This is a genomic window from Neptuniibacter sp. QD48_55 (assembly GCF_047778115.1).
In the GTDB taxonomy this organism is placed as follows: domain Bacteria; phylum Pseudomonadota; class Gammaproteobacteria; order Pseudomonadales; family Balneatricaceae; genus Neptuniibacter.
Window position 1 is genome coordinate 2,106,523 of sequence record NZ_CP180555.1, and the last position, 19,724, is coordinate 2,126,246.

23 protein-coding genes are annotated in these 19,724 nt (G+C 44.5%); 6 read left to right on the plus strand and 17 right to left on the minus strand.

Going from position 1 to position 19,724, the window contains the following annotated elements:
* Together ruvC and ACMXYW_RS09705 are read right to left on the minus strand one after the other, a co-directional pair.
* Entirely contained in the window at positions 1–522 is a 522-nt protein-coding gene (ruvC, locus tag ACMXYW_RS09700; protein ID WP_415896391.1) for a crossover junction endodeoxyribonuclease RuvC, read from the minus strand.
* A 253-nt stretch (positions 523–775) separates the two neighbouring features.
* Complete coding sequence (locus ACMXYW_RS09705) at positions 776–1,057, minus strand: DUF3622 domain-containing protein (RefSeq protein WP_415903897.1); 282 nt, start codon at positions 1,055–1,057, stop codon at positions 776–778.
* A gap of 192 nt (positions 1,058–1,249) precedes the next feature.
* Between ACMXYW_RS09705 and ACMXYW_RS09710 the strand changes: the two genes are divergently transcribed.
* Together ACMXYW_RS09710 and ACMXYW_RS09715 are read left to right on the plus strand one after the other, a co-directional pair.
* Positions 1,250–1,669, plus strand: a complete 420-nt coding sequence (locus tag ACMXYW_RS09710; protein ID WP_415903898.1) for a DUF2185 domain-containing protein — start codon at positions 1,250–1,252, stop codon at positions 1,667–1,669.
* Between the two features lie 139 nt (positions 1,670–1,808).
* A complete protein-coding gene (locus ACMXYW_RS09715; protein ID WP_415881564.1) occupies positions 1,809–2,228 on the plus strand; it encodes an Hsp20 family protein in 420 nt (139 codons plus the stop codon).
* Between the two features lie 14 nt (positions 2,229–2,242).
* On the opposite strand, the gene ACMXYW_RS09720 is transcribed toward ACMXYW_RS09715, so the two are convergent.
* The 5 genes from ACMXYW_RS09720 to ACMXYW_RS09740 form a co-directional block, all read right to left on the minus strand.
* Positions 2,243–2,815 carry an O-acetyl-ADP-ribose deacetylase gene (locus tag ACMXYW_RS09720; RefSeq protein WP_415903899.1) on the minus strand — a complete coding sequence of 191 codons (573 nt, stop codon included), beginning with the start codon at positions 2,813–2,815 and terminating at the stop codon, positions 2,243–2,245.
* On the minus strand, positions 2,812–3,147 hold the full coding sequence (locus ACMXYW_RS09725) for a cupin domain-containing protein (RefSeq protein ID WP_415900797.1): 336 nt from the start codon (positions 3,145–3,147) through the stop codon (positions 2,812–2,814). Before ACMXYW_RS09725 ends, ACMXYW_RS09720 begins: the two co-directional genes overlap by 4 nt.
* A gap of 95 nt (positions 3,148–3,242) precedes the next feature.
* Positions 3,243–3,938 (minus strand): DUF3592 domain-containing protein, encoded by a 696-nt coding sequence (locus ACMXYW_RS09730; protein ID WP_415903900.1) that lies wholly within the window; start codon positions 3,936–3,938, stop codon positions 3,243–3,245.
* 111 nt (positions 3,939–4,049) lie between these two features.
* Positions 4,050–6,053 carry a methyl-accepting chemotaxis protein gene (locus ACMXYW_RS09735; RefSeq protein ID WP_415903901.1) on the minus strand — a complete coding sequence of 668 codons (2,004 nt, stop codon included), beginning with the start codon at positions 6,051–6,053 and terminating at the stop codon, positions 4,050–4,052.
* Positions 6,054–6,085: 32 nt separating this feature from the next.
* Positions 6,086–7,027 (minus strand): tRNA-dihydrouridine synthase, encoded by a 942-nt coding sequence (locus tag ACMXYW_RS09740; protein WP_415903902.1) that lies wholly within the window; start codon positions 7,025–7,027, stop codon positions 6,086–6,088.
* Positions 7,028–7,202: 175 nt separating this feature from the next.
* On the opposite strand from ACMXYW_RS09740, the gene thpR reads away from it, so the two are divergent.
* Genes thpR through ACMXYW_RS09760 form a run of 4 tightly spaced genes read left to right on the plus strand, consistent with a single transcriptional unit; the run spans position 7,203 to position 9,870 of the window.
* Positions 7,203–7,724, plus strand: coding sequence for an RNA 2',3'-cyclic phosphodiesterase (gene thpR / locus ACMXYW_RS09745; RefSeq protein ID WP_415900792.1), 522 nt, complete (start codon positions 7,203–7,205; stop codon positions 7,722–7,724).
* A 49-nt stretch (positions 7,725–7,773) separates the two neighbouring features.
* The gene (locus ACMXYW_RS09750) at positions 7,774–8,205 is read left to right on the plus strand and encodes a GNAT family N-acetyltransferase (RefSeq protein ID WP_415903903.1); all 432 of its coding nucleotides are present in this window, start codon (positions 7,774–7,776) and stop codon (positions 8,203–8,205) included.
* Positions 8,198–9,139 carry an AraC family transcriptional regulator gene (locus tag ACMXYW_RS09755; RefSeq protein ID WP_415903904.1) on the plus strand — a complete coding sequence of 314 codons (942 nt, stop codon included), beginning with the start codon at positions 8,198–8,200 and terminating at the stop codon, positions 9,137–9,139. Before ACMXYW_RS09750 ends, ACMXYW_RS09755 begins: the two co-directional genes overlap by 8 nt.
* A gap of 50 nt (positions 9,140–9,189) precedes the next feature.
* A complete protein-coding gene (locus ACMXYW_RS09760; RefSeq protein ID WP_415903905.1) occupies positions 9,190–9,870 on the plus strand; it encodes an SDR family NAD(P)-dependent oxidoreductase in 681 nt (226 codons plus the stop codon).
* 64 nt (positions 9,871–9,934) lie between these two features.
* On the opposite strand, the gene ACMXYW_RS09765 is transcribed toward ACMXYW_RS09760, so the two are convergent.
* The 10 genes from ACMXYW_RS09765 to truA all read right to left on the minus strand — a co-directional run bounded on the left by ACMXYW_RS09765 (position 9,935) and on the right by truA (position 19,723).
* Entirely contained in the window at positions 9,935–11,155 is a 1,221-nt protein-coding gene (locus tag ACMXYW_RS09765) for an O-succinylhomoserine sulfhydrylase (protein ID WP_415903906.1), read from the minus strand.
* Positions 11,156–11,168: 13 nt separating this feature from the next.
* A complete protein-coding gene (purF, locus tag ACMXYW_RS09770; protein ID WP_415903907.1) occupies positions 11,169–12,689 on the minus strand; it encodes an amidophosphoribosyltransferase in 1,521 nt (506 codons plus the stop codon).
* Positions 12,690–12,728: 39 nt separating this feature from the next.
* A complete protein-coding gene (locus tag ACMXYW_RS09775; RefSeq protein WP_415881575.1) occupies positions 12,729–13,223 on the minus strand; it encodes a CvpA family protein in 495 nt (164 codons plus the stop codon).
* A gap of 64 nt (positions 13,224–13,287) precedes the next feature.
* On the minus strand, positions 13,288–13,851 hold the full coding sequence (locus tag ACMXYW_RS09780; protein ID WP_415903908.1) for an SPOR domain-containing protein: 564 nt from the start codon (positions 13,849–13,851) through the stop codon (positions 13,288–13,290).
* A 3-nt stretch (positions 13,852–13,854) separates the two neighbouring features.
* Complete coding sequence (folC, locus tag ACMXYW_RS09785; protein ID WP_415903909.1) at positions 13,855–15,120, minus strand: bifunctional tetrahydrofolate synthase/dihydrofolate synthase; 1,266 nt, start codon at positions 15,118–15,120, stop codon at positions 13,855–13,857.
* Between the two features lie 80 nt (positions 15,121–15,200).
* A complete protein-coding gene (gene accD, locus ACMXYW_RS09790; protein ID WP_415881578.1) occupies positions 15,201–16,127 on the minus strand; it encodes an acetyl-CoA carboxylase, carboxyltransferase subunit beta in 927 nt (308 codons plus the stop codon).
* Between the two features lie 15 nt (positions 16,128–16,142).
* Positions 16,143–16,946, minus strand: coding sequence for a tryptophan synthase subunit alpha (gene trpA, locus ACMXYW_RS09795; protein WP_415903910.1), 804 nt, complete (start codon positions 16,944–16,946; stop codon positions 16,143–16,145).
* A gap of 20 nt (positions 16,947–16,966) precedes the next feature.
* Positions 16,967–18,187: a tryptophan synthase subunit beta gene (trpB, locus tag ACMXYW_RS09800; protein WP_415881580.1), complete on the minus strand. Its 1,221-nt coding sequence runs from the start codon at positions 18,185–18,187 to the stop codon at positions 16,967–16,969.
* Positions 18,177–18,800 carry a phosphoribosylanthranilate isomerase gene (locus ACMXYW_RS09805; protein WP_415903911.1) on the minus strand — a complete coding sequence of 208 codons (624 nt, stop codon included), beginning with the start codon at positions 18,798–18,800 and terminating at the stop codon, positions 18,177–18,179. Before ACMXYW_RS09805 ends, trpB begins: the two co-directional genes overlap by 11 nt.
* Before the next feature lie 68 nt (positions 18,801–18,868).
* Positions 18,869–19,723: a tRNA pseudouridine(38-40) synthase TruA gene (truA, locus tag ACMXYW_RS09810; protein ID WP_415903912.1), complete on the minus strand. Its 855-nt coding sequence runs from the start codon at positions 19,721–19,723 to the stop codon at positions 18,869–18,871.
* Between the last annotated feature and the right edge of the window lies 1 nt (position 19,724).

Below are 19,724 nucleotides of genomic sequence, written 5' to 3' on the forward strand. Positions count from 1 at the left end.
TTATTGACGCCTCCAACTGGCATTGCGACTAGACATAGAACCGGCTGTTTTAATTAAGCTATTACGAGTATGAGCATGACAGAGAGCAATTGCGAGCGCATCGGCAGCATCCGCTTGCGGCAAGCCGGGTAATTTTAGAATATGCGCCACCATATGCTGAACTTGTGATTTATCAGCCGAACCTTTACCTACGACCGACTGCTTAACTTTACGAGCAGCATATTCGTAAACCGGTAACTCCGCATTAGTACCTGCAACAATAGCTACACCACGCGCCTGACCAAGCTTAAGTGCAGAATCGGCATTACGCGCCATAAACACCTGTTCAATGGCAAACTCTTGCGGACAATAACGCTCGATCACTTCAGATACACCGGTATACACCTGCTGTAATCGCTCTGGTAATTCATCACCTTTAATACGAATACAACCACTGGCAACATACTCATTTTTATTGCCAACGCAGTTAATCACACCATACCCGGTGATTCGGGAACCTGGGTCTATTCCTAATATCAGCATCAAACTAATCTACTGGTTATTTATACAGGAAAGAATAACGTAGTCTTTATTGTTAAGGAAGGCTTTGTGATCAACAAAATTATCGAAGATAGATTTAAGGCAGTTCTAGACACTGATATGACGGTATTCTATGTTGTAAAACGAATAAGCCCTATCTAAACAGATAGGGCTTATTTTGACCGTCACTAAAATCTTTGCCAAAGAAGCAATACTCATCCAATCAGAAATGTCTAATTGAAAAATATAGCAAAAGTTACTCTTCGTCTTCGAATCGGGCTCTTGCTTCAGCTTGACGTGCTTCTATCTCCGCCCGCTCTTCACGCTTTTCAGCTTTGCGCTTATTACGTTCCTGCTGCTGCTCCAGGAATTTCTGTAGTTGAGCTTCCGCCCACGCTTTAGCCTCATCTTCAGTCGCAAAGCCATCCTGCTGTTTGGAGATAACAGTTTTACGTGCACTTGCCTGACGCAAGATCTGAGCACTCCAAGTTTCCCCTTCAGCAACTAACTGAAAATCGTACTTTTTACCTTTGGCCATCTATTTTTCCTGAGGATCTGACTGTAAAAACAGTGCATTCTAGCACGCTTAGTAATTGGGTTAGACTGATTTATGTAACTTTAGGTTAATAAAGTAACCTGCAGCACATTTTCTTAACCTTTTAGTGGCTGGCATAGGGCCCTATGAGCGTTTAAAATAGGTCTGCAATTAATTATTACTGTTTGAGTGCACATGAAATCTGTTGACGTTGATACGCCTAAAACTACTGAATCCGAAACTAACCAAACCAAAAACGGCTTCTTAGCGCTGGTTTCAAAGCTTTGTTTTGATGAAACCCTGCCTATTCGTTTTATGTATAAGACAGTTCCGGAACACTTAAACGACACAGGCTGGCGCATGTTTACGGGTTATGAAACCGAAGAGTTTTTGGAAGATCAGCTTTCCAACCTTCTTCCTGTCCCGGTAGAAAAGATGTGCCGCCTAGACCCATCCTTGAGTGAACTGGTTACCTACAATGCCGGTACAGTTTGGGAACGTGTTCCTGGTTCAGACTCATGGGAACGTGTGCACGATTACCGCATTCCTTCGCACAATGTTGATGTCGAAATCACCAACGACGTTGATCGATTTAACGTTGAAGAAGAAAAATAATTCACCTTACGCTTGAATTCTCATCAAGTGACATTATCTAAATAGTTAACCGAGGCTCAAAAGAGGTCGGTTAAAGGGCTCGCTCAAGAGAGGAGCCAAACTTTTAAATTTAGATATATTGCTTGATGAGGATATACAGATGCGTGAATTCGATCTATCTCCACTATACCGTTCTGCCATTGGTTTTGACCGTCTAGCTAACATGCTAGATAACGCTAACCGCAACGACAACCAGCCTTCATTTCCTCCATACAACATCGAACTACTTGGAGAAAATAATTACCGTATTACCATGGCTGTGGCAGGCTTTGAAAAAGACGAATTAGATATTCAAAGTGAAAGCGGGACTCTGACGATTACGGGTCAGAAGAAAGAACAAACTCAAGATCGCCAATACCTTTACCAAGGTATAGCTGCGCGTAATTTTGAAAGACGTTTCCAGCTAGCGGATCATGTAAAAGTGACTAAAGCCTCTATGGAAAACGGTTTGCTTCATGTTGATCTGATTCACGAAATCCCTGAAGCGATGAAGCCGCGTCAGATCCAGATCGAGCACTAATACTGCCAGAGCTCTCACTGACAGTGTTCTAGGACAAAGAAGGAGGCCATGTTGCCTCCTTTTTTAATGACTTCAGGAAGTTTAGCTGAGGCCTTTTGATATACCGAAAGCAGTTCATCATTGAACAAGCAAAAGACAACCTCTTCTACGCTTGGCTCTTTTTTCAGTTCCCTCTTAACCGTTAATAGCGCAATCTCTGCAGCCTGCTCCAATGGATAGCCATAAACACCACAACTGATCGCCGGAAATGCGATTGTTTTGATATGGTTTTCGTTGGCTAAAGCCATCGAGTTACGATAGCAAGCTTCCAACTGTGCTGACTCACCATGATCACCACCCCGCCAAACCGGCCCTACCGCATGAATAACGTATTCAGCAGGAAGACGATAACCTTGGGTAATTTTCGCTTTGCCCGTATCACAGTCATTCAGTGTGCGACATTCAGCTAACAGATCGGGTCCAGCTGCAGAATGAATTGCACCGTCTACACCGCCACCACCCAACAAACTGTTGTTCGCAGCATTAACAATTGCATCAACGTTCAATTGGGTAATATCGTTCAGAACAAAGCTAATTTTAGCTGTCATGATCCAGCCTCCTTAGGTTCATTGTAGTGAACAGCGAGCCATATCGTTGGTTGATCAGAATCAGTCCATTCAACACGGTGTCGTTGATGTGCAGGGAAACAGTAACTGTCACCTGCATTCAGGGTAAATTCTTGATCTGGATTTGCTGTACGAAGCCCAGCGCTTCCAGAGATAACGATTACCCACTCATCCCAAGCTTGGTCATACCATTCCCCTTCGGGAGTCGCGTGAGCATGAGAGATAATGCGTTCAATGCGAAACTGATCAGTAGAGAGTAACGGGTCGAACTTTTCTGATTCTGGTCCCGAGCCTGACAAGTCATAGAGGTTCATTGTGCTACCACTCACTGATTGGAACAGACAAAACCTCTGCCTGCTCGATTAATTTATAAACCACTTTCATGACACTTAAGTGACACGCTATAAAGTTAGGCCACTTGCGGAAGGAATGATAGATCAACGTGATACTTAGCTGGATTGTTCCGATCGATATAAACAGTGAGTTCATCAGTCATAACATATTCAGTCGGATCAAACCAAATATCATCACTTCGAAACAGGTAGATCTTGTTATCTTCTGGATTGTGCCACTGCAAACTAATCACAAACGGGCTTACACCATCCGTTTCCATACAGGTGTTCCGATCTAGCGTATGAATTTGAGCTTTAATAGGCACACCCTGAGTTTTCAGGTAATCACGTTTTCTGCCTTTCATACCGCTAAATATCAGAATAAGTATGCCAACAATGAAGAAAACAGCGCCAAGGCCAGCCACAATGGTTGCCCCACCCCAGAGGGTGAAAAAGCCATTAATCTTAGCGTCTTGCGGCGAATTAGCTTGGTAGAGGACTTCAACAACCTCACCTTGCGAATAGCTAGGCGGGTTACTCCCAGCGCTCGAGGAAAATGTCACTTGCTGACCTTCATTAGTAACAAATGAGACGACAGGATGATAAGTAAGAGAATCACTGCTTCTAGAAGCTCTTAGCTCTATAACTGTTCCTTCAGCAGTAACAGCGGTTTCCAAAAAGCTCTTAGTATTTGTGAATAACACAAACGCTAGGATCAACAGACCTAAGCCAATCAGGCTGAAAAGGTATTTAATGATCGAGATCGCTTTCATCCGATTATCCTTAATAGAATGATTTTTCTAACAATAGCGTTTTACTAATTTGTACTTAACATATACAAAAATAGCCCGCTTAAAAGCGGGCTATTTTTAGGTTATATCTAACTAGCTTACTCGGAATTTAGACAGTGTGCTCTCAAGGTGAGATGCCGAGTTAGCCATATCATCTGCTAATGCAGAGGTATTTCTGGCCGCCCCTTCCGATGTATCAGCACTTGCGGAGATTGCAGCCAAACTCTCATGCAGATGATTTACAAGGCCACTTTGTTGCTCAGCTGCTGCAGCGATACCTGAATTCATCTGATTCACTTCAGATAAAGAGTTATCGATCTGTTGCAAAACTTCACTCGCACGAGCCATTTCAGAGACATTTTCTGAAACTGAACTGCTGGTATGTTCCATCAGCTCTACTGCGCGCTGAGCACAGCTCGCGAGCTTTTGCAGAGTTTCACGGATCTCGCCAGTAGAATCCTGTGTACGCTGAGCTAAGGTTCTTACCTCATCGGCTACCACGGCAAAGCCTCGGCCCTGCTCACCCGCTCGCGCGGCTTCAATGGCCGCATTCAAAGCCAATAGGTTAGTCTGATCTGCAATATCACTGATTACACTGGATACTGCATGAATATTTTTAACATCCTGATCCAGTTCACTGATCACAGCGCTGGTTTTAGAAACATCAGACGCAAGTTCATTGAAAGATGAAGTTGTCTTTTGAACAACGAGCAAGCCTTCAGATGCCATTTCATTAACTTCTTGTGCTGTTGTAGATGCCTGATTGGTATTCATCGCAATCTCTGACGCGCTACTTGCAAGTTCTCCTACACCTTCAGCAATATGCGAGGTTTCCTCTTTCTGACGCGCCACACCATCCCGAGTTTGAGAAGATTCAGCAGAAAGTCGTGAAGAACTATTCGTTACCAAGGTGGTGGCACTTTTAGTTTCTCTCACTAGAGACTCAAAACCTTCGGCAACCTTATTAAGACCTTCAGAGATAGCAGACATCTCATCTTTGCCATAGTGCTCAAGGCGAGCTGACAGGTCACCTGCAGCAAGTTTACCTGCTACCTGTTGGAATCTATCCATGGTTTCAATAGTTGATCGATAGAAGCCCATGAACAGATATATCGCTAGTAACACGGTCACAGCAATAACCGCCAAAACGAGATTACGACTGTTAACCTGTTTAGATAGATATTCCTGCTCTTTTTCATACAATGCAGGCAGCATCAATTTGTACAGATTCAATACCTGCTTAATCGCAGTTGTACCCTCGCCAAAAACCTCATTAGAGTTCACGGCGATGCTATCTGGCTCCGTTACATTCTGCTGAATATATGCGATGTAATTACCTACCGCTTTTTCTGCGGCGATGATTTCAGAGCGCATGGATTCTAGCTCAGGCATTGTCTCGCCGTTTGCTAATTCAGGGTAGGTTTTCTGTAATCGGCCGATAAGGTTATTGATATAGATATAGCTATCTGGTGTAAAGCCACCTTTTGCAGCAACCCCCGAAGCCTTCCCACGAAGCTGACCTGTTTCATCGATAATCTGTGGTAAAAACACAGCAACGTTGTCGATCATAAAAGTAGTATCAGAGTGTGGATCTAATTCGAGGGAGAATTCCCGCAAGATAACTTCATTAAATCGTCTTACTGAAGCTGCGAACTCGTTGTGTAGTTCAAAGATAGCAGCAGGTTCAGTGTTTCCGATACTCGATTTGATCTTGCCCCACTGTTGATCAAGTGAAGAAATAATAGTTTGCGTGCTAGAACTAACGTCCGTAGTGCCAGACTTTAATTGGCTAAGCGCTTGATCTACCTTCCCACGACGATCCAACACTTTAGACTCTACACCCGTATTACCGTTTAACAGCGCATTGGTAAGGCCTCGGTGCTGACCAATATTAAGTACTAGAGGCTCTGTTAAGCGGATAATCTCTATCCCCCTAATCTCCTCTTTGGTCAAGTCGATACTACGGCTCAACTCTTGCCAGTAAAAGGTTACTGTCAGCACAAGTGGTATTAGAAATAACACACTGACTAGACTGAACTTTGCTGGGTATTTGAGACTACCCATTAGTTTAGAAGCGGGACTTAGCCAAGATGCCATTTTTATCTCTCCATTGATCCACTTGTGACGTATCAGTCTTTTAGGGCAAGTCTGAGTTCAGAAGGTTCCTTTATTTTTTTAACTTTCTGAAAAAGCATTTCTGCTTCTTTATACTCTCGCTGTAAGTGACTTAACCACTGTTTTATGCGGCCATGCACATATTTAGGGGCTATATCTCGCTCAATGCGGTTTAAGTATGCCTCAATAAACGGCACAACCTGACTCCAGTTATAACTGCTCACCTCCTCATCAGCAAGATGATATTTTATAACCTTGGCCAAATCAGGCTTCGCAATAAGGCCGCGACCGATCATAATCGTGTCGCAACCACTGACTTCTCGACAACGTTGAAAATCCTGCCAATTCCATACCTCACCATTAGCGACTACAGGAAGATCGACAGCCTCTCGAATTCTAGCAATCCATTCCCAGTGAGCTGGAGGCTTGTAACCTTCGAGTTTTGTTCGGGCATGTACGGCTAAACTATCCGCACCCGCTTCAGCAATTGCATGGGCGTTTTCCATCGCTAAAGCTTTATCTTTATTGCCCAAACGCATCTTTGCCGATACAGGCGTTTCTGCAGGAACCGCTTGTCTCACCGCCTTTACGATCTCATGAACAAGTTCCGGCGTATCCAATAGAACGGCTCCACCTTTACTGCGATTAACCGTTTTAGCTGGACAACCAAAATTTAGATCTATCCCCGGTGCGCCAAGTTTGGCGGCTTTGCGTGCGTTACCGGCTAGGACATTTGGATCGCTACCAAGCAATTGAAGAATAACGGGCGTCCCTGAAGGTGTTTTACCTCCATTATGTAACTCAGGACATAAACGTCGGAACACTTTAGCGGGCAAAACACGATCACTAACACGCAAGAATTCTGTAACACAGTGATCTATACCACCGACCTGTGTTAACAGATCGCGCATAGTGTAATCAACGACGCCCTCCATCGGGGCTAGGACAATTTTCAAAGCAGGCTATCTTTAGGAATAAAAAAGGACGGCTATTATAAGCTGCAACGGAGACGATAAAAATGAGTAGATGACTTTGAAAGTCACTTTATCAAGCTTTGTAACATTCCTTCCAAGCACCCCTATGATTTACTAAGATAGAAATAACCATAAGCTGTGTTTTTTATTTTTTGCTATGCGCCTATTCCTAGCTATCGATCTGCCTGAAGATCTTCAGGATCGGATTACCGAACTCTATTGTCCTGAACTCGAACAAGTACGCTGGACCGTGACTCATCAACTACATATCACCTTAGTGTTTATCGGCGATCAGCCCCATCAACACTTGGAAGAGATAATTGAAGCGGTATCTGAAACCAGTTTTGAACCTTTTGAACTTCGCCTGCGGAAGATAGGCTATTTCAAATCAGGAATTATCTGGTTAGGCGTAGAAGAATCGGAGCCCTTAAAACGTCTACAAAAGTCGCTAAGTCACAAAATTAGAGGACTAAGCATAGAACTAGAACAACGGAAATACATGCCTCATATAACTTTAGGGCGCAGCAAAAAATTAACACCTGAAGTGGTCAGGCGGGTCAGCCATAAAGGACTGGGATTCACTGCGAATTTCGAGGTTAGTGCTTTCCAGCTTAAAAGTAGTGTTTTGAAGGTAGATGGCGCTGAGTACCTAACCGAAGTGGAATTTCTGCCTGATTGAGGTTTTGCTTTGCAGCCTGACCAAAGAAAACCTGTGATATAGTCAATTGATGGAACCTATCTATCGCACATATCAAGAAAAGGATCTTCAGGCCTTAATCGCCCTGATGAAGCAATTAGGGTACACCCACTCAGCACAATCTCTGTTTACAAATATCAAAGCTGTGCATAAGGCCAGCGGGGAGATTTTTATCGCTGAGTTAAATGGCGCTGTTGTAGGCTGTATCTCTGCCATCATTGATATTCGCTTAGCTGAAGGCACTCAAGGTGAAATCGTAAGCCTTGTTGTTGATAAAGAACACCGTGGATATGGCTTAGGCAAAGGGTTAGTGAAAACAGCTGAACATTGGTTGTCGGAACGAGTGAATAGCATTCGAATTCGGGCCAATTCGATTCGTACATCGGCCCACAAGTTTTATCAAGAACTAGGGTACGTAGAAACTAAGCAACAAGTGGTATTAGTGAAAAGTAAACATGAATAAAAATCAGGCGAACAAAGAGTATTTACGCCGAATAAATCTAGCAACCACATACATTTGCTCAAACCTAGAGCAGCAATTGAATTTAGATAAGATTGCTCAAGTTAGCTGTTTCTCCCCTTTTCATTTCCACCGTATTTTTCACGCCCTCACAGGTGAAACCGTTAATGACTTTATCATCCGCAAAAGAATGGAAGCCTCTGCTAATAGACTGATTTGCCACAAAGAAATGAGCATTACCGAGGTAGCCAACGCCGGCGGTTACTCCTCTAGCGCTAATTTTTCAAAAGCATTTAAAAATTACTTCGGCATCACCCCTAGCCAGATAAGGGACCCAAGCGAAATCAAAGATAGCAAGATTGGAAAACTAACTAGCAAGTATGGAAAAGTATTCAATCCAAGCGATCTGTACTCTCAATTTGTCACTGACCAAGTGAAGTTTGATCCTGACAAATTAGAGGAAATACTCATGCAAGTAACCATTGAAGAACTTAAAGCTAAACGCATCGCTTATCTGACAGCACCAAAGGGATATGACGTTCCCGCCATTTTTGAAACTTGGGATAGACTGGATAACTGGGCAAAGAGAATCAAATTGCCAAATTTTGAAAGCCAACGCTTTGCTATCTGCCATGATAACCCCATGATCACGCCAACTGAGCATTGCCGTTACGATGCTTGTGTTCAGATTGAAGACGACACGCCGGTGAGCGAACCATTTGAAGTAGCAACTATTCCGTCCGGTCAATATGCCTCGGCTTATTACAAAGGAGACGGTGATAAAGTAAGTAATTTCTATATGGAGCTCTACTCTCATTGGCTCCCTAACAGCGGCTTTGAACCAGATGACTTAGCGCCTATTGCGCACTATCTAAACGATACAAGGAAAGACGGCTTTGTCGAAATGAATGTTTATATCAAAGTTAAACAGTTATAAAACAGTGTGATAACCGAGATACCCTATAAAACTAAATGGATGGCAATTTGATGAAGACAGTTTTGATTGTTGGTAGCAGCCGAGGTATTGGTGAAGAGCTAACGAGGCACTTTTCTGACGCTGGCCACAACGTTATAGGTGTATCTCGAAGCCCATCTAAAAACTGCGAATGGATTCGTGCAGACCTCTCTGTGGAAGAAGAAATAAAAACGATTGCAGCTCAGCTAGGGGAGCAACCTATAGACACCCTGATCTATTCCAGCGGAATTTGGGAGGATGAAGGTTTCACCGACGACTTTGACTTCAGAAAGACCAAATACGAAGAAACCCGGCAGATCATGCAGGTGAACCTTGTTGCGCCCATCGAGCTCACTAAGGCTATCGCAGCAAACCTAGCACGCGCTTCTAACCCAAGAGCAATCTATCTAGGTGCCAACTCAGGTTTAGAAAATATTGGATCAGAGCAAGTCGCTTATGCAGCAAGCAAGTTCGGCCTTCGCGGCGCCATACAAAGCCTACGTAAAGCACTGAGACAAGAAAACATAGGTTTTACTGTGATAAACCCAGGAAATGTCGGTACTGAAGAGGTGCTAACGGATATAGAAGAGGGCCGCATGGCGGATCAAGCCCCTATTCCAATCTCGGATATCATCACCTCGATAGAAATGATTATGTCACTCTCTAAAGGCGTTGAGATTGGTGATATTAATTTAAGCCAGAAAAGCATCTAGACACTTTATTTGAGACACAAAAAAGCGGCCCGAAAGCCGCTTTTCTAGATCTTAACTGTAGCGATTAAACCGCTGCCAGACCTCTAAGCATGTCTGCTTTAAGATCTTCAATCGATTCGATACCTACAGACAGGCGAACCAAGTTGTCTTTGATGCCCGCTTCAGCACGCGCTTCAGGGGTCATACGACCGTGAGTCGTGGTCGCTGGGTGTGTGATTGTTGTTTTCACATCACCAAGGTTACCTGTGATAGACACCATCTTAGTTGCATCAATAAAGCGCCACGCTGCGTCTTTACCACCTTTCACTTCGAAGGAAAGCACACCACCAAAACCTTTTTGCTGCTTCTTAGCTAGCTCGTGCTGTGGATGGCTTGGAAGGCCTGAGTAGAAGACACGATCTATGCCGTCTTGTTCTTCTAGCCATTTCGCCATCTCCATAGCGTTGTTGCAGTGTGCATCCATACGAAGCTTCAGCGTTTCTAAGCCTTTTAGGAAAACCCAAGCGTTGAACGGGCTCAAGCAAGCCCCGCCAGTACGGATAAAGCCAAACACCTCTTCCATGTGCTTATCGCTACCAACTACAACACCACCGACACAACGACCTTGACCATCAAGGTACTTAGTCGCGGAGTGAATAATGATGTCTGCACCTTGCTTCAATGGCTGCTGAAGCATCGGTGTGCAGAAGCAGTTATCAACGACCAACAATGCATCGTACTTATGTGCAATCTCGGCAACAGCTGTTACATCTGTTAGTTCAGACAACGGATTAGACGGTGTCTCTAAGAACAGCATCTTAGTCTCTTCTGTGATTGCTGATTCCCAGCTATCAAGATTAGTTGGGTCAACATAAGAAACTTTGATGCCTGTACGTGTCAGGTACTTATCAAACAGAGAGACCGTAGAACCAAATACACTGCGCGAACAAACAACATGATCACCATTTTGCATTAAAGATAGGCAGGTACTAAGAATTGCCGCCATGCCAGAAGCTGTTGCGACTGCTCTTTCTCCGCCTTCTAGTGCTGCGATACGCTCTTCAAAAAACTGTACAGTTGGGTTAGTGAAGCGAGAGTAGATGTTACCCTCCTCTTCACCACCAAAACGTGCAGCCGCTTCACGCGCACTTGAGAAGACATAGCTTGATGTCGGGTAGATTGGGTCACTATGCTCCCCTTCAAGGGAGCGGTGCTGACCTGAACGCAAAGCAAGTGTTTCCAGGTCGTAACCTTCTGAAGGCTCGAACTGGATACGCTCAGCACGTTCGTAATCAGAAATAGACATCGACTATTGCTCCTTAATCGATCTTGCTACAAAGGTTAGAGGATTCATTACTCTCAACCTTTTTGTTATTACTGCCTTTAGCGTCGTCATTACGGGCAGCTTTTAAGCGCTCAAGATACTGCTCATCAATATCACCCGCTACGTATTTACCATCAAATACACAGGTATCGAACGCTGTAATTTCTGGGTTACCTTCAGATACAGATGCTTTAAGATCATCTAGCTCTTGGTAGATCATCCAGTCACAACCGATCTCTTCACCCACTTCATCATCTGTGCGGCCATGAGCGATAAGCTCTTCCGCTGCTGGCATATCAATACCGTAAACGTTCGGGTATTTAACCGCTGGCGCAGCAGATGCAAAGTAAACTTTCTTAGCACCAGCATCACGTGCCATCTGAACGATCTGGCTAGAGGTAGTACCACGCACGATAGAGTCATCAACCAACATGACAACTTTATCTTTAAACTCCATACCAATTGGATTCAGCTTACGGCGAACAGACTTCTTACGCTGTGTCTGACCTGGCATGATGAAAGTACGGCCGATGTAACGGTTTTTGATAAAACCTTCACGGAAAGTAACACCCAAGTCTTTAGCCATCTCCATAGCAGAGGTACGGCTTGTATCAGGGATTGGGATAATCACATCGATGTCATGGTCTGGGCGCTCACGCAAAACCTTCTCCGCAAGCTTCTTACCCATACGCATACGAGAAATATGTACGTTTACATCATCGATGATCGAATCTGGACGCGCTAGGTATACGTATTCGAATAGGCACGGCGCAAGCTGCGTGTTCTCAGCACAAAGCTTGGTAGAAACGTTACCTTCCATATCGATGTAAATCGCTTCGCCTGGCTCGATATCACGAACTCGCTCGAAACCAGAGATATCTAGAGCAACACTTTCAGAAGCTACCATGTACTCAGTACCTTCTTCAGTTTCGCGCTTACCGTAAGTCAGCGGGCGAATGCCGTGAGGATCACGGAACGCCAACATGCCGTAACCAGTAATCATTGCTACAGCGGCATAACCACCTTTGCAACGCTCGTGAACACGGCGAACCGCTTCAAACATATCTTCAGCTTGCGGCTGCAGTTTGCCCTGACGTTGAAGTTCGTGAGCAAATACGTTCAACAACACTTCTGAATCAGATGTTGTGTTGATATGACGCAGATCAGCACGGAACATTTGTTCAGCTACATCTTCTGCATTTGTCAGGTTGCCGTTATGAGCTAACGCGATACCGTATGGAGAGTTCACATAGAACGGCTGCGCTTCAGCCGAGCTAGAACTACCGGCCGTAGGGTAACGAACGTGACCGATGCCCACGTTACCTACCAGACGTTTCATATGGCGGGTACGAAATACTTCGTTTACCAGGCCATTATCCTTGCGTAAGAAGAAACGGTTACCTTCACAAGTAACCATGCCCGCTGCATCCTGTCCACGATGTTGCAGAACAGTCAGAGCATCAAAAATAGTCTGGTTTACATTAGATTTGGCTACGATGCCAACAATGCCGCACATTAAAACTCACCTCAAAGTGCAAACTAACAAAAGAAAAATTTAGCGTCCCGCATTCCAGATCAAGCGACCCACTTCGCTCGCTGTCTCTTTGGTCCATGCTTCCATAAGTAAAAAGTGTGGAATCAATTGTGATTCCTTGAACCAGCGATCTTCAACCGCTGGGCTCATTCCAATCAGCGCGACTATAGCCACGATAATTAAACCACCTCGTGCTGCACCAAATCCGATTCCAAGAATACGGTCCGTTGCAGACAACCCCGTTGCTTCTACGAGCGCACCGATCAGTTTATTGATCATGACTCCAACAACAAGAGTGGCTATAAAGAGGATAGCAAACGCTGCGACTAAACGTACTGACGGCGTTTGAATATAAGCTTCTAACAGAACTGACAGTGACTGCGAAAATAGGCGCGCAACGATAAAAGCCGTTACCCAAGTGATCAGGGAAAGTGCTTCTCGAACAAAGCCTCGCCTTAAGCTCATAAGGCTTGATATCGCAATGATGCTTAGTATGGTCCAGTCAGCCCAGTTCATCTTTACAGCTCAGTAAGAAATTGCGCGCATTTTAACAGAGTTTATGGGATCGCTTCACGCTTTATTATTGCGTAGTAAAACGAACAATAATGCCATTCAATCCAAAATCTTTTTTAAGTGATAACTTAAGCGACTCTAATCGGCTCTTTTGGAACTCTGGCCCTACATAAACCTTAATCAATTCACCCTGTTTACGCGTAAAGACTTTATGCCCTTCACCGATGAGTTGCTTACGCAAGCTCTTAGCATTAGCTTCATCTTTAAAACTAGCAAGCTGCAGCGTCCAAGCCACTGGAACACCTTCTTGGTCAAGTACAGGCTGATCTTTATGAATTTCTAGCTCAACCTTTTGCTCTTGTTCAATCTTCTCGATTACCTGCTTCACCTGTTTTGGTGGTTTAGGCAACTCAACTGGTGGCTTTGGTTCAGCGGGCTTAGAAGTATCTGGCAACGGTTTATTTTGTGGTTCTATACGAACAATTTTAGGACGTTCGGGACCTGGAGGAATTTCGGACTGAAGGTGTCGCTCTTTATAACCCGCACCGTCAAAAAAAACAGGAAAGATCACCGCAGCAGAGAGAAGAATCACTGCAAACCCTACTAAGCGGTATTTTACTTTCTGCTGCATTAGCTATTTCCTTGCCAAAATCGTCAACGCATCACTGACGGTAAAGAATGATCCAGCAATAATAACATTGTCATTTGGGTTAGTGTCTATTCGAACCGCTTCAATTGCCGCTTTAACTGATGAAAATTCCTGAACCGAGGCCTCATTAGGAAATAGCTCAGCTAACTCAGCAGCTTTTTGTCCTCGCGGAACATTGATGTCAGAAAGGTAAGTAGCTTTCACTACTGGAGCTAGTGTATCTATAACTTGCTGACAATCTTTATCCGCTAACATCCCCAAAACGAGATACACATCGCCCGATAATCCTTGGATACGATCACTCAACAGTTCTGCTGCTTCAGGGTTATGGGCTACATCTAGCCAATAATGCAGATTGTCTTGTTCTAAATGTTGCATACGACCTGTTAGCGCTGCTTGCTGAATACCTGTTTTAATCTGCTCATCCGAAATCGCTAACGGAATATGCTGAACAATTTTAATTGCGGTAGCTGCATTTTGAAGTGGCAACTCTGGCTGTTTGAGGTCAGTAATCGATTTAGACTGACCTTGAGCATCCTTTCCTTGCCAGCACCAAAGTTCGCCGTTTTCTTCATAGGTAAAATCAACGCCTGATTGATGTAGATCGGCACCGATCTCATCAGCATAAATAGCAACAGACTTTGGAGGATTGAGATCACCGCAGATGGCAGGCTTAGCAGCACGAAAAATACCCGATTTCTCTCGACCAATTACTTCGCGGTTATCACCTAACCAATCGACATGATCAATCGAAACGGTAGTGACCGCACTAATGTCTGCATCAATAATGTTTACTGCATCTAAACGGCCACCCAAGCCTACTTCCAGCAGAACCAGATCCGGTTTCGTTTCAGAAAAAATAACTAAGGCAGCTAGAGTACCAAACTCGAAATAAGTCAGTGGTATCTGACCGCGCGCTTGGTCAATTTTTTCGAAAGCATCGCACAATTGTTGGTCAGTCGAATTTTGGCTGTTTAACTTAACTCGCTCGTTATAGTCGATAAAATGTGGAGATGTGTAGCAGCCAACACTGTATCCAGCCTGTTGGTAGATACTGTTCAAGTAACTAATCGTTGAGCCTTTTCCGTTTGTACCTGCAACAGTGACAACGTTTGAGGCAGACAGATCAATCTTCAGCTTTTCAGCAACTTGGCTAACACGTCCTAAACCTAGCTCGATTTCAGACGGATGGCATTGTTCCATCCAAGACAACCATTCAGAAAGATTCATTTTTTGATTAGCGGTATTCATAAGACCAACAACTTTTAACAATCACCAGAAACCAAAAAGGCCGGCGTTTTCACGTCGGCCATTTTTATTACCTTGAGCAATTACTCTGCTTCAGGTTTCGCAGGCTCTTCCTCAACAACAACCTCACCCTCAACTGTTTCTACAGGAGGTAGTGGGCTTTGATTGGTTAGCTTACGCAAAATACGAGACAAACGAGAGCGCATTTCACCACGGTTAATAATCATATCAACCTGGCCGTGCTCTAGAAGGAACTCACTGCGCTGGAAACCTTCAGGCAATTTTTCACGAACTGTTTGTTCGATTACACGAGGTCCCGCAAAGCCCATAAGCGCTTTAGGTTCAGCGACGTTTAAGTCACCCAACATCGCTAGAGATGCAGATACACCACCATATACAGGGTCTGTAAGAACAGAGATATACGGCGTACCTTGTAGACGTAGTTTTTCTAGGATCGCACTTGTTTTCGCCATCTGGAATAGAGAGAACAACGCTTCCTGCATACGTGCGCCACCGGATGCAGAGAAACAGATCAGTGGGATATTCTCTTCTAGAGCGATGTTTGCAGCGCGAACAAAACGCTCACCTACAACCGCACCCATAGAACCACCCATGAAGCTAAATTCAAATGCAACGGCTACAACAGGCAAACCTTCTAGCTCACCGCGCATAGCGATCAATGCATCTTTTTCGCCGGTACTTTTCTGAGCTGCGCTTAAACGGTCTTTATACTTTTTAGAGTCTTTAAACTTCAGACGATCGATAGGCTCTACATCTGTAGCCAGCTCTTGACGGTTATCTTCATCTAAGAACAATTCAAGGCGACGACGCGCATTAAGGCGCATATGGTGGTCGCACTTAGGACAAACATTCAGGTTCTTTTCCAACTCAGGGCGGTAAAGAACGGATTCACACTTAGGGCACTTTTTCCACAAGCCCTCAGGGATATTCGAGCGCTTTTTCTCTGAACGAACAAGAGAAGGAACAATTTTTTCCAGCCAGTTACTCATTATTTTAAAACCTTATTAGCTGTCCATTGCTTGACGCATATCTTTGATAATTGCAGCTACTTCAGGAGCAATTTTGCCCTGATCTTTTACTAGAGATGCAATCTTATTAACTAAAACACTGCCGACAATAACACCATCCGCAACTTTTGACACGGCAGTAGCTGATTCAGCATCTTTGATGCCAAAACCTACACCTAAAGGAATGTCAGTGTATTTACGAACGACGTCTAGTCTGTCAGCTACAGCCTGAACATCAAGTGAAGCGGAGCCTGTAACCCCTTTCACTGAAACGTAGTACAGGTAACCACTACCATTCTCACAAACGTATTTAATACGCTCTTCTTCAGTAGTAGGTGCCAATAGGTAAATAGTATCAATATCATGCTCACGCATAATCTGGTTGAACTCACCTGATTCTTCAGGCGGAAGATCAACGGTTAATACACCATCAACACCGGCTTTCTTCGCTTCTTCAGCAAAGCGCTGGTAACCCAAAATTTCGATCGGGTTAAGATAACCCATCAAAACGATTGGCGTTTCATTATCTTTATGACGGAACTCAGCCACCATTTCTAGTACATCAAGTAAACGTACGTTGTGCGTCAACGCACGCTCACAAGCTAGCTGAATAACGGGACCGTCTGCCATTGGATCTGAAAAAGGGATACCCAATTCAATAACATCGGCACCCGCTTCAACCATAGCGTGTAGTAAACCTACTGTAACTTCCGGTGCAGGATCGCCTGCTGTTACATAAGGGATTAGGGCTTTGCGGCCTTCAGACTTAAGCTTTGCAAAGCTTGCAGCAATACGACTCATTCTACTATTCCTCGCACAAATCAGATATTGATGCCATCGATCTGTGCGACCGTATGAATATCTTTATCACCACGACCAGACAAGTTAACAACAATTGTCTGATCCTTATCCATCTCTTTAGCCAACTTCATTGCATATGCAACTGCGTGGCTTGACTCAATTGCCGGCATGATGCCTTCAACGCGTGTTAATGCGCGGAATGCATCCATAGCTTCGTCATCTGTCGCATCAACATAAGTGGCACGACCAGTATCTTTTAGGTAAGCATGCTCTGGACCAACGCCTGGGTAATCAAGACCAGCGGATACAGAGTGAGTACCAATGATCTGACCACCTTCGTCAGACATCAAATATGTACGGTTACCATGAAGTACACCAGGGCTACCTGCAGATAGTGGCGCAGCGTGCTGGCCAGTCTCTACACCATAACCACCCGCTTCAACACCATACATTTTTACAGATTCATCTTCGATGAATGGGTGGAACAGACCAATAGCGTTAGAACCACCTCCGACACAAGCAACCAATGCATCAGGTAGACGACCTGTCTGGTCTAAGCACTGTTGACGCGCTTCACGACCGATTACACACTGGAAGTCACGAACCAACTTAGGGTAAGGGTGTGGCCCCGCTGCAGTACCGATGATGTAGAAAGTGTTATCAACATTGGTAACCCAATCGCGCATCGCTTCATTCATGGCATCTTTAAGCGTACGAGTGCCTGATTCAACCGCAATAACCTCTGCGCCTAAAAGCTTCATACGATAAACGTTAAGTGCCTGACGCTGCACATCTTCAGCACCCATATATACCTGACACTCAAGACCTAAACGCGCAGCTACGGTAGCGGAAGCAACGCCATGCTGACCAGCACCAGTCTCTGCGATAACACGCGGCTTGCCAGTGTATTTAGCCAGAAGCGCCTGACCAATTGTATTATTAACCTTGTGAGCACCCGTATGGTTGAGGTCTTCACGTTTCAGGTAAATTTGTGCACCACCTACTTTTTCTGATAGGTGCTTCGCATGATACAAAGGCGAAGGGCGTCCAACATAATGTGCCAGATCACGATCAAATTCTTCCTGGAACGCTGGATCTCGCCACAACTTCTCATAAGTTTCTTCTAGCTGCTTAAGCGCAGCCATTAGAGTTTCAGATACGAAACGACCACCGTAAGGGCCAAAATGGCCTTTACTATCGGGCAACTGAGCAAGTGCTTTAAGATCGATATTAGTTGGCACGGGTTACCTCATTTATAAATCTATTAATTTTGTCGGTATCTTTGATACCTTTACTCTTCTCTACCCCACCACTCACGTCTATTGCATATGGTTTAACAGTTTTAACAGCCTCGGCTACGTTGTCACAGTTAAGACCACCAGCAAGAATAATTGTCGCTGGGTGAGGTGTTGGAATACGATCCCAGTCGAAGGCTTCACCAGTTCCACCTGGAACACCCGGACGATAAGCGTCCAGAAGAATAGCCTGCGCTGAAGTGAATTGTTCTACGGCGTCTGTTAAATCCAGTTCTGGCTTCATCCGAATAGCTTTTATGTACGGACGGCTAAAACTACTACAGAACGCTTCAGTTTCATCACCATGAAATTGAAGTAAATCTATACGAGTTTGTTCGATAACTCGATCAATGAATTCCCGCTCCGCATTAACAAAGAGCGCAGTAGTTGTGACGAACGCTGGAAGCTTTGCAATGATTTCTGCTGCTTGTTCAACTTCTACAGCGCGAGGACTCGGTGCATAAAAAACAAAGCCAAGAGAATCTGCTCCAGCATCAATAGCTGCTTGTGCATCTTCTATATTGGTAATACCACAAATTTTAACGCGCGTTCGGTTCACAGATACAGTTCACTTAGAAAATATCAGGTTGCAAATAGTAGCAGATTGAAGACCACTAAGTCAGTCAACTATGACAGGAAAAAAGGCCCTATTTGCGATTTAGGCAGATCAAATTCATCAGGATACTTAGCATCGACGAAATAAAGACCATAAGGAGGTGCTGTTACACCACCCTGACGGCGATCCTTAGCATCCAAAACTTCTTTTGCCCAAATTGGATCAGCCTCGCCACAACCGACGCTCATCAAAACCCCTGCAAAGTTTCGAATCATATGATGCAAAAATGCATTAGCACGAACATCCAAAACGATCAGTTGACCGCTTTGGTAAACATCTAATTGTTTAACCGTACGTACTGGGCTATGTGCCTGACAACCTACTGCGCGATAAGAGGTAAAGTCATGTTCGCCTATAAGATAGTTTGCGGCTTCCTGCATCCGCTCTACATCCATCGGCTTGTAAGTCCAGGTTATGCCTTTTGGTAAAATGGCAGGTTTAACTGGGTTACAGTAGATAAGGTATCGATATCGACGCTCGACAGCGGAAAAACGCGCATGAAATTCATCCGAGACAGGCACAGCCCATTGGATAGCAATATCATCAGGAAGATTGGTATTGGTACCTAAAACCCAAGCACGGTCTTCTCTTTGTACCGGACTATCAAAATGAATAATTTGATAGGTTGCATTTACCCGCGCATCAGTTCTACCGGCACAAATAACCGATACAGGCGCATTTGCAATTTTAGAAAGCGCTTTTTCCACTTCCTCTTGAATGCTTGGCACATCACCCTCTTTCTGAATCTGCCAACCACGATACGCGGCACCAGAATATTCGACACAAAGGGCATAACGATAAGAAGGGGCGATAGAAATCGCCCCTTCTGGTGAACTGTTAAGTTCAGTACAACTTTTTTCTGACATA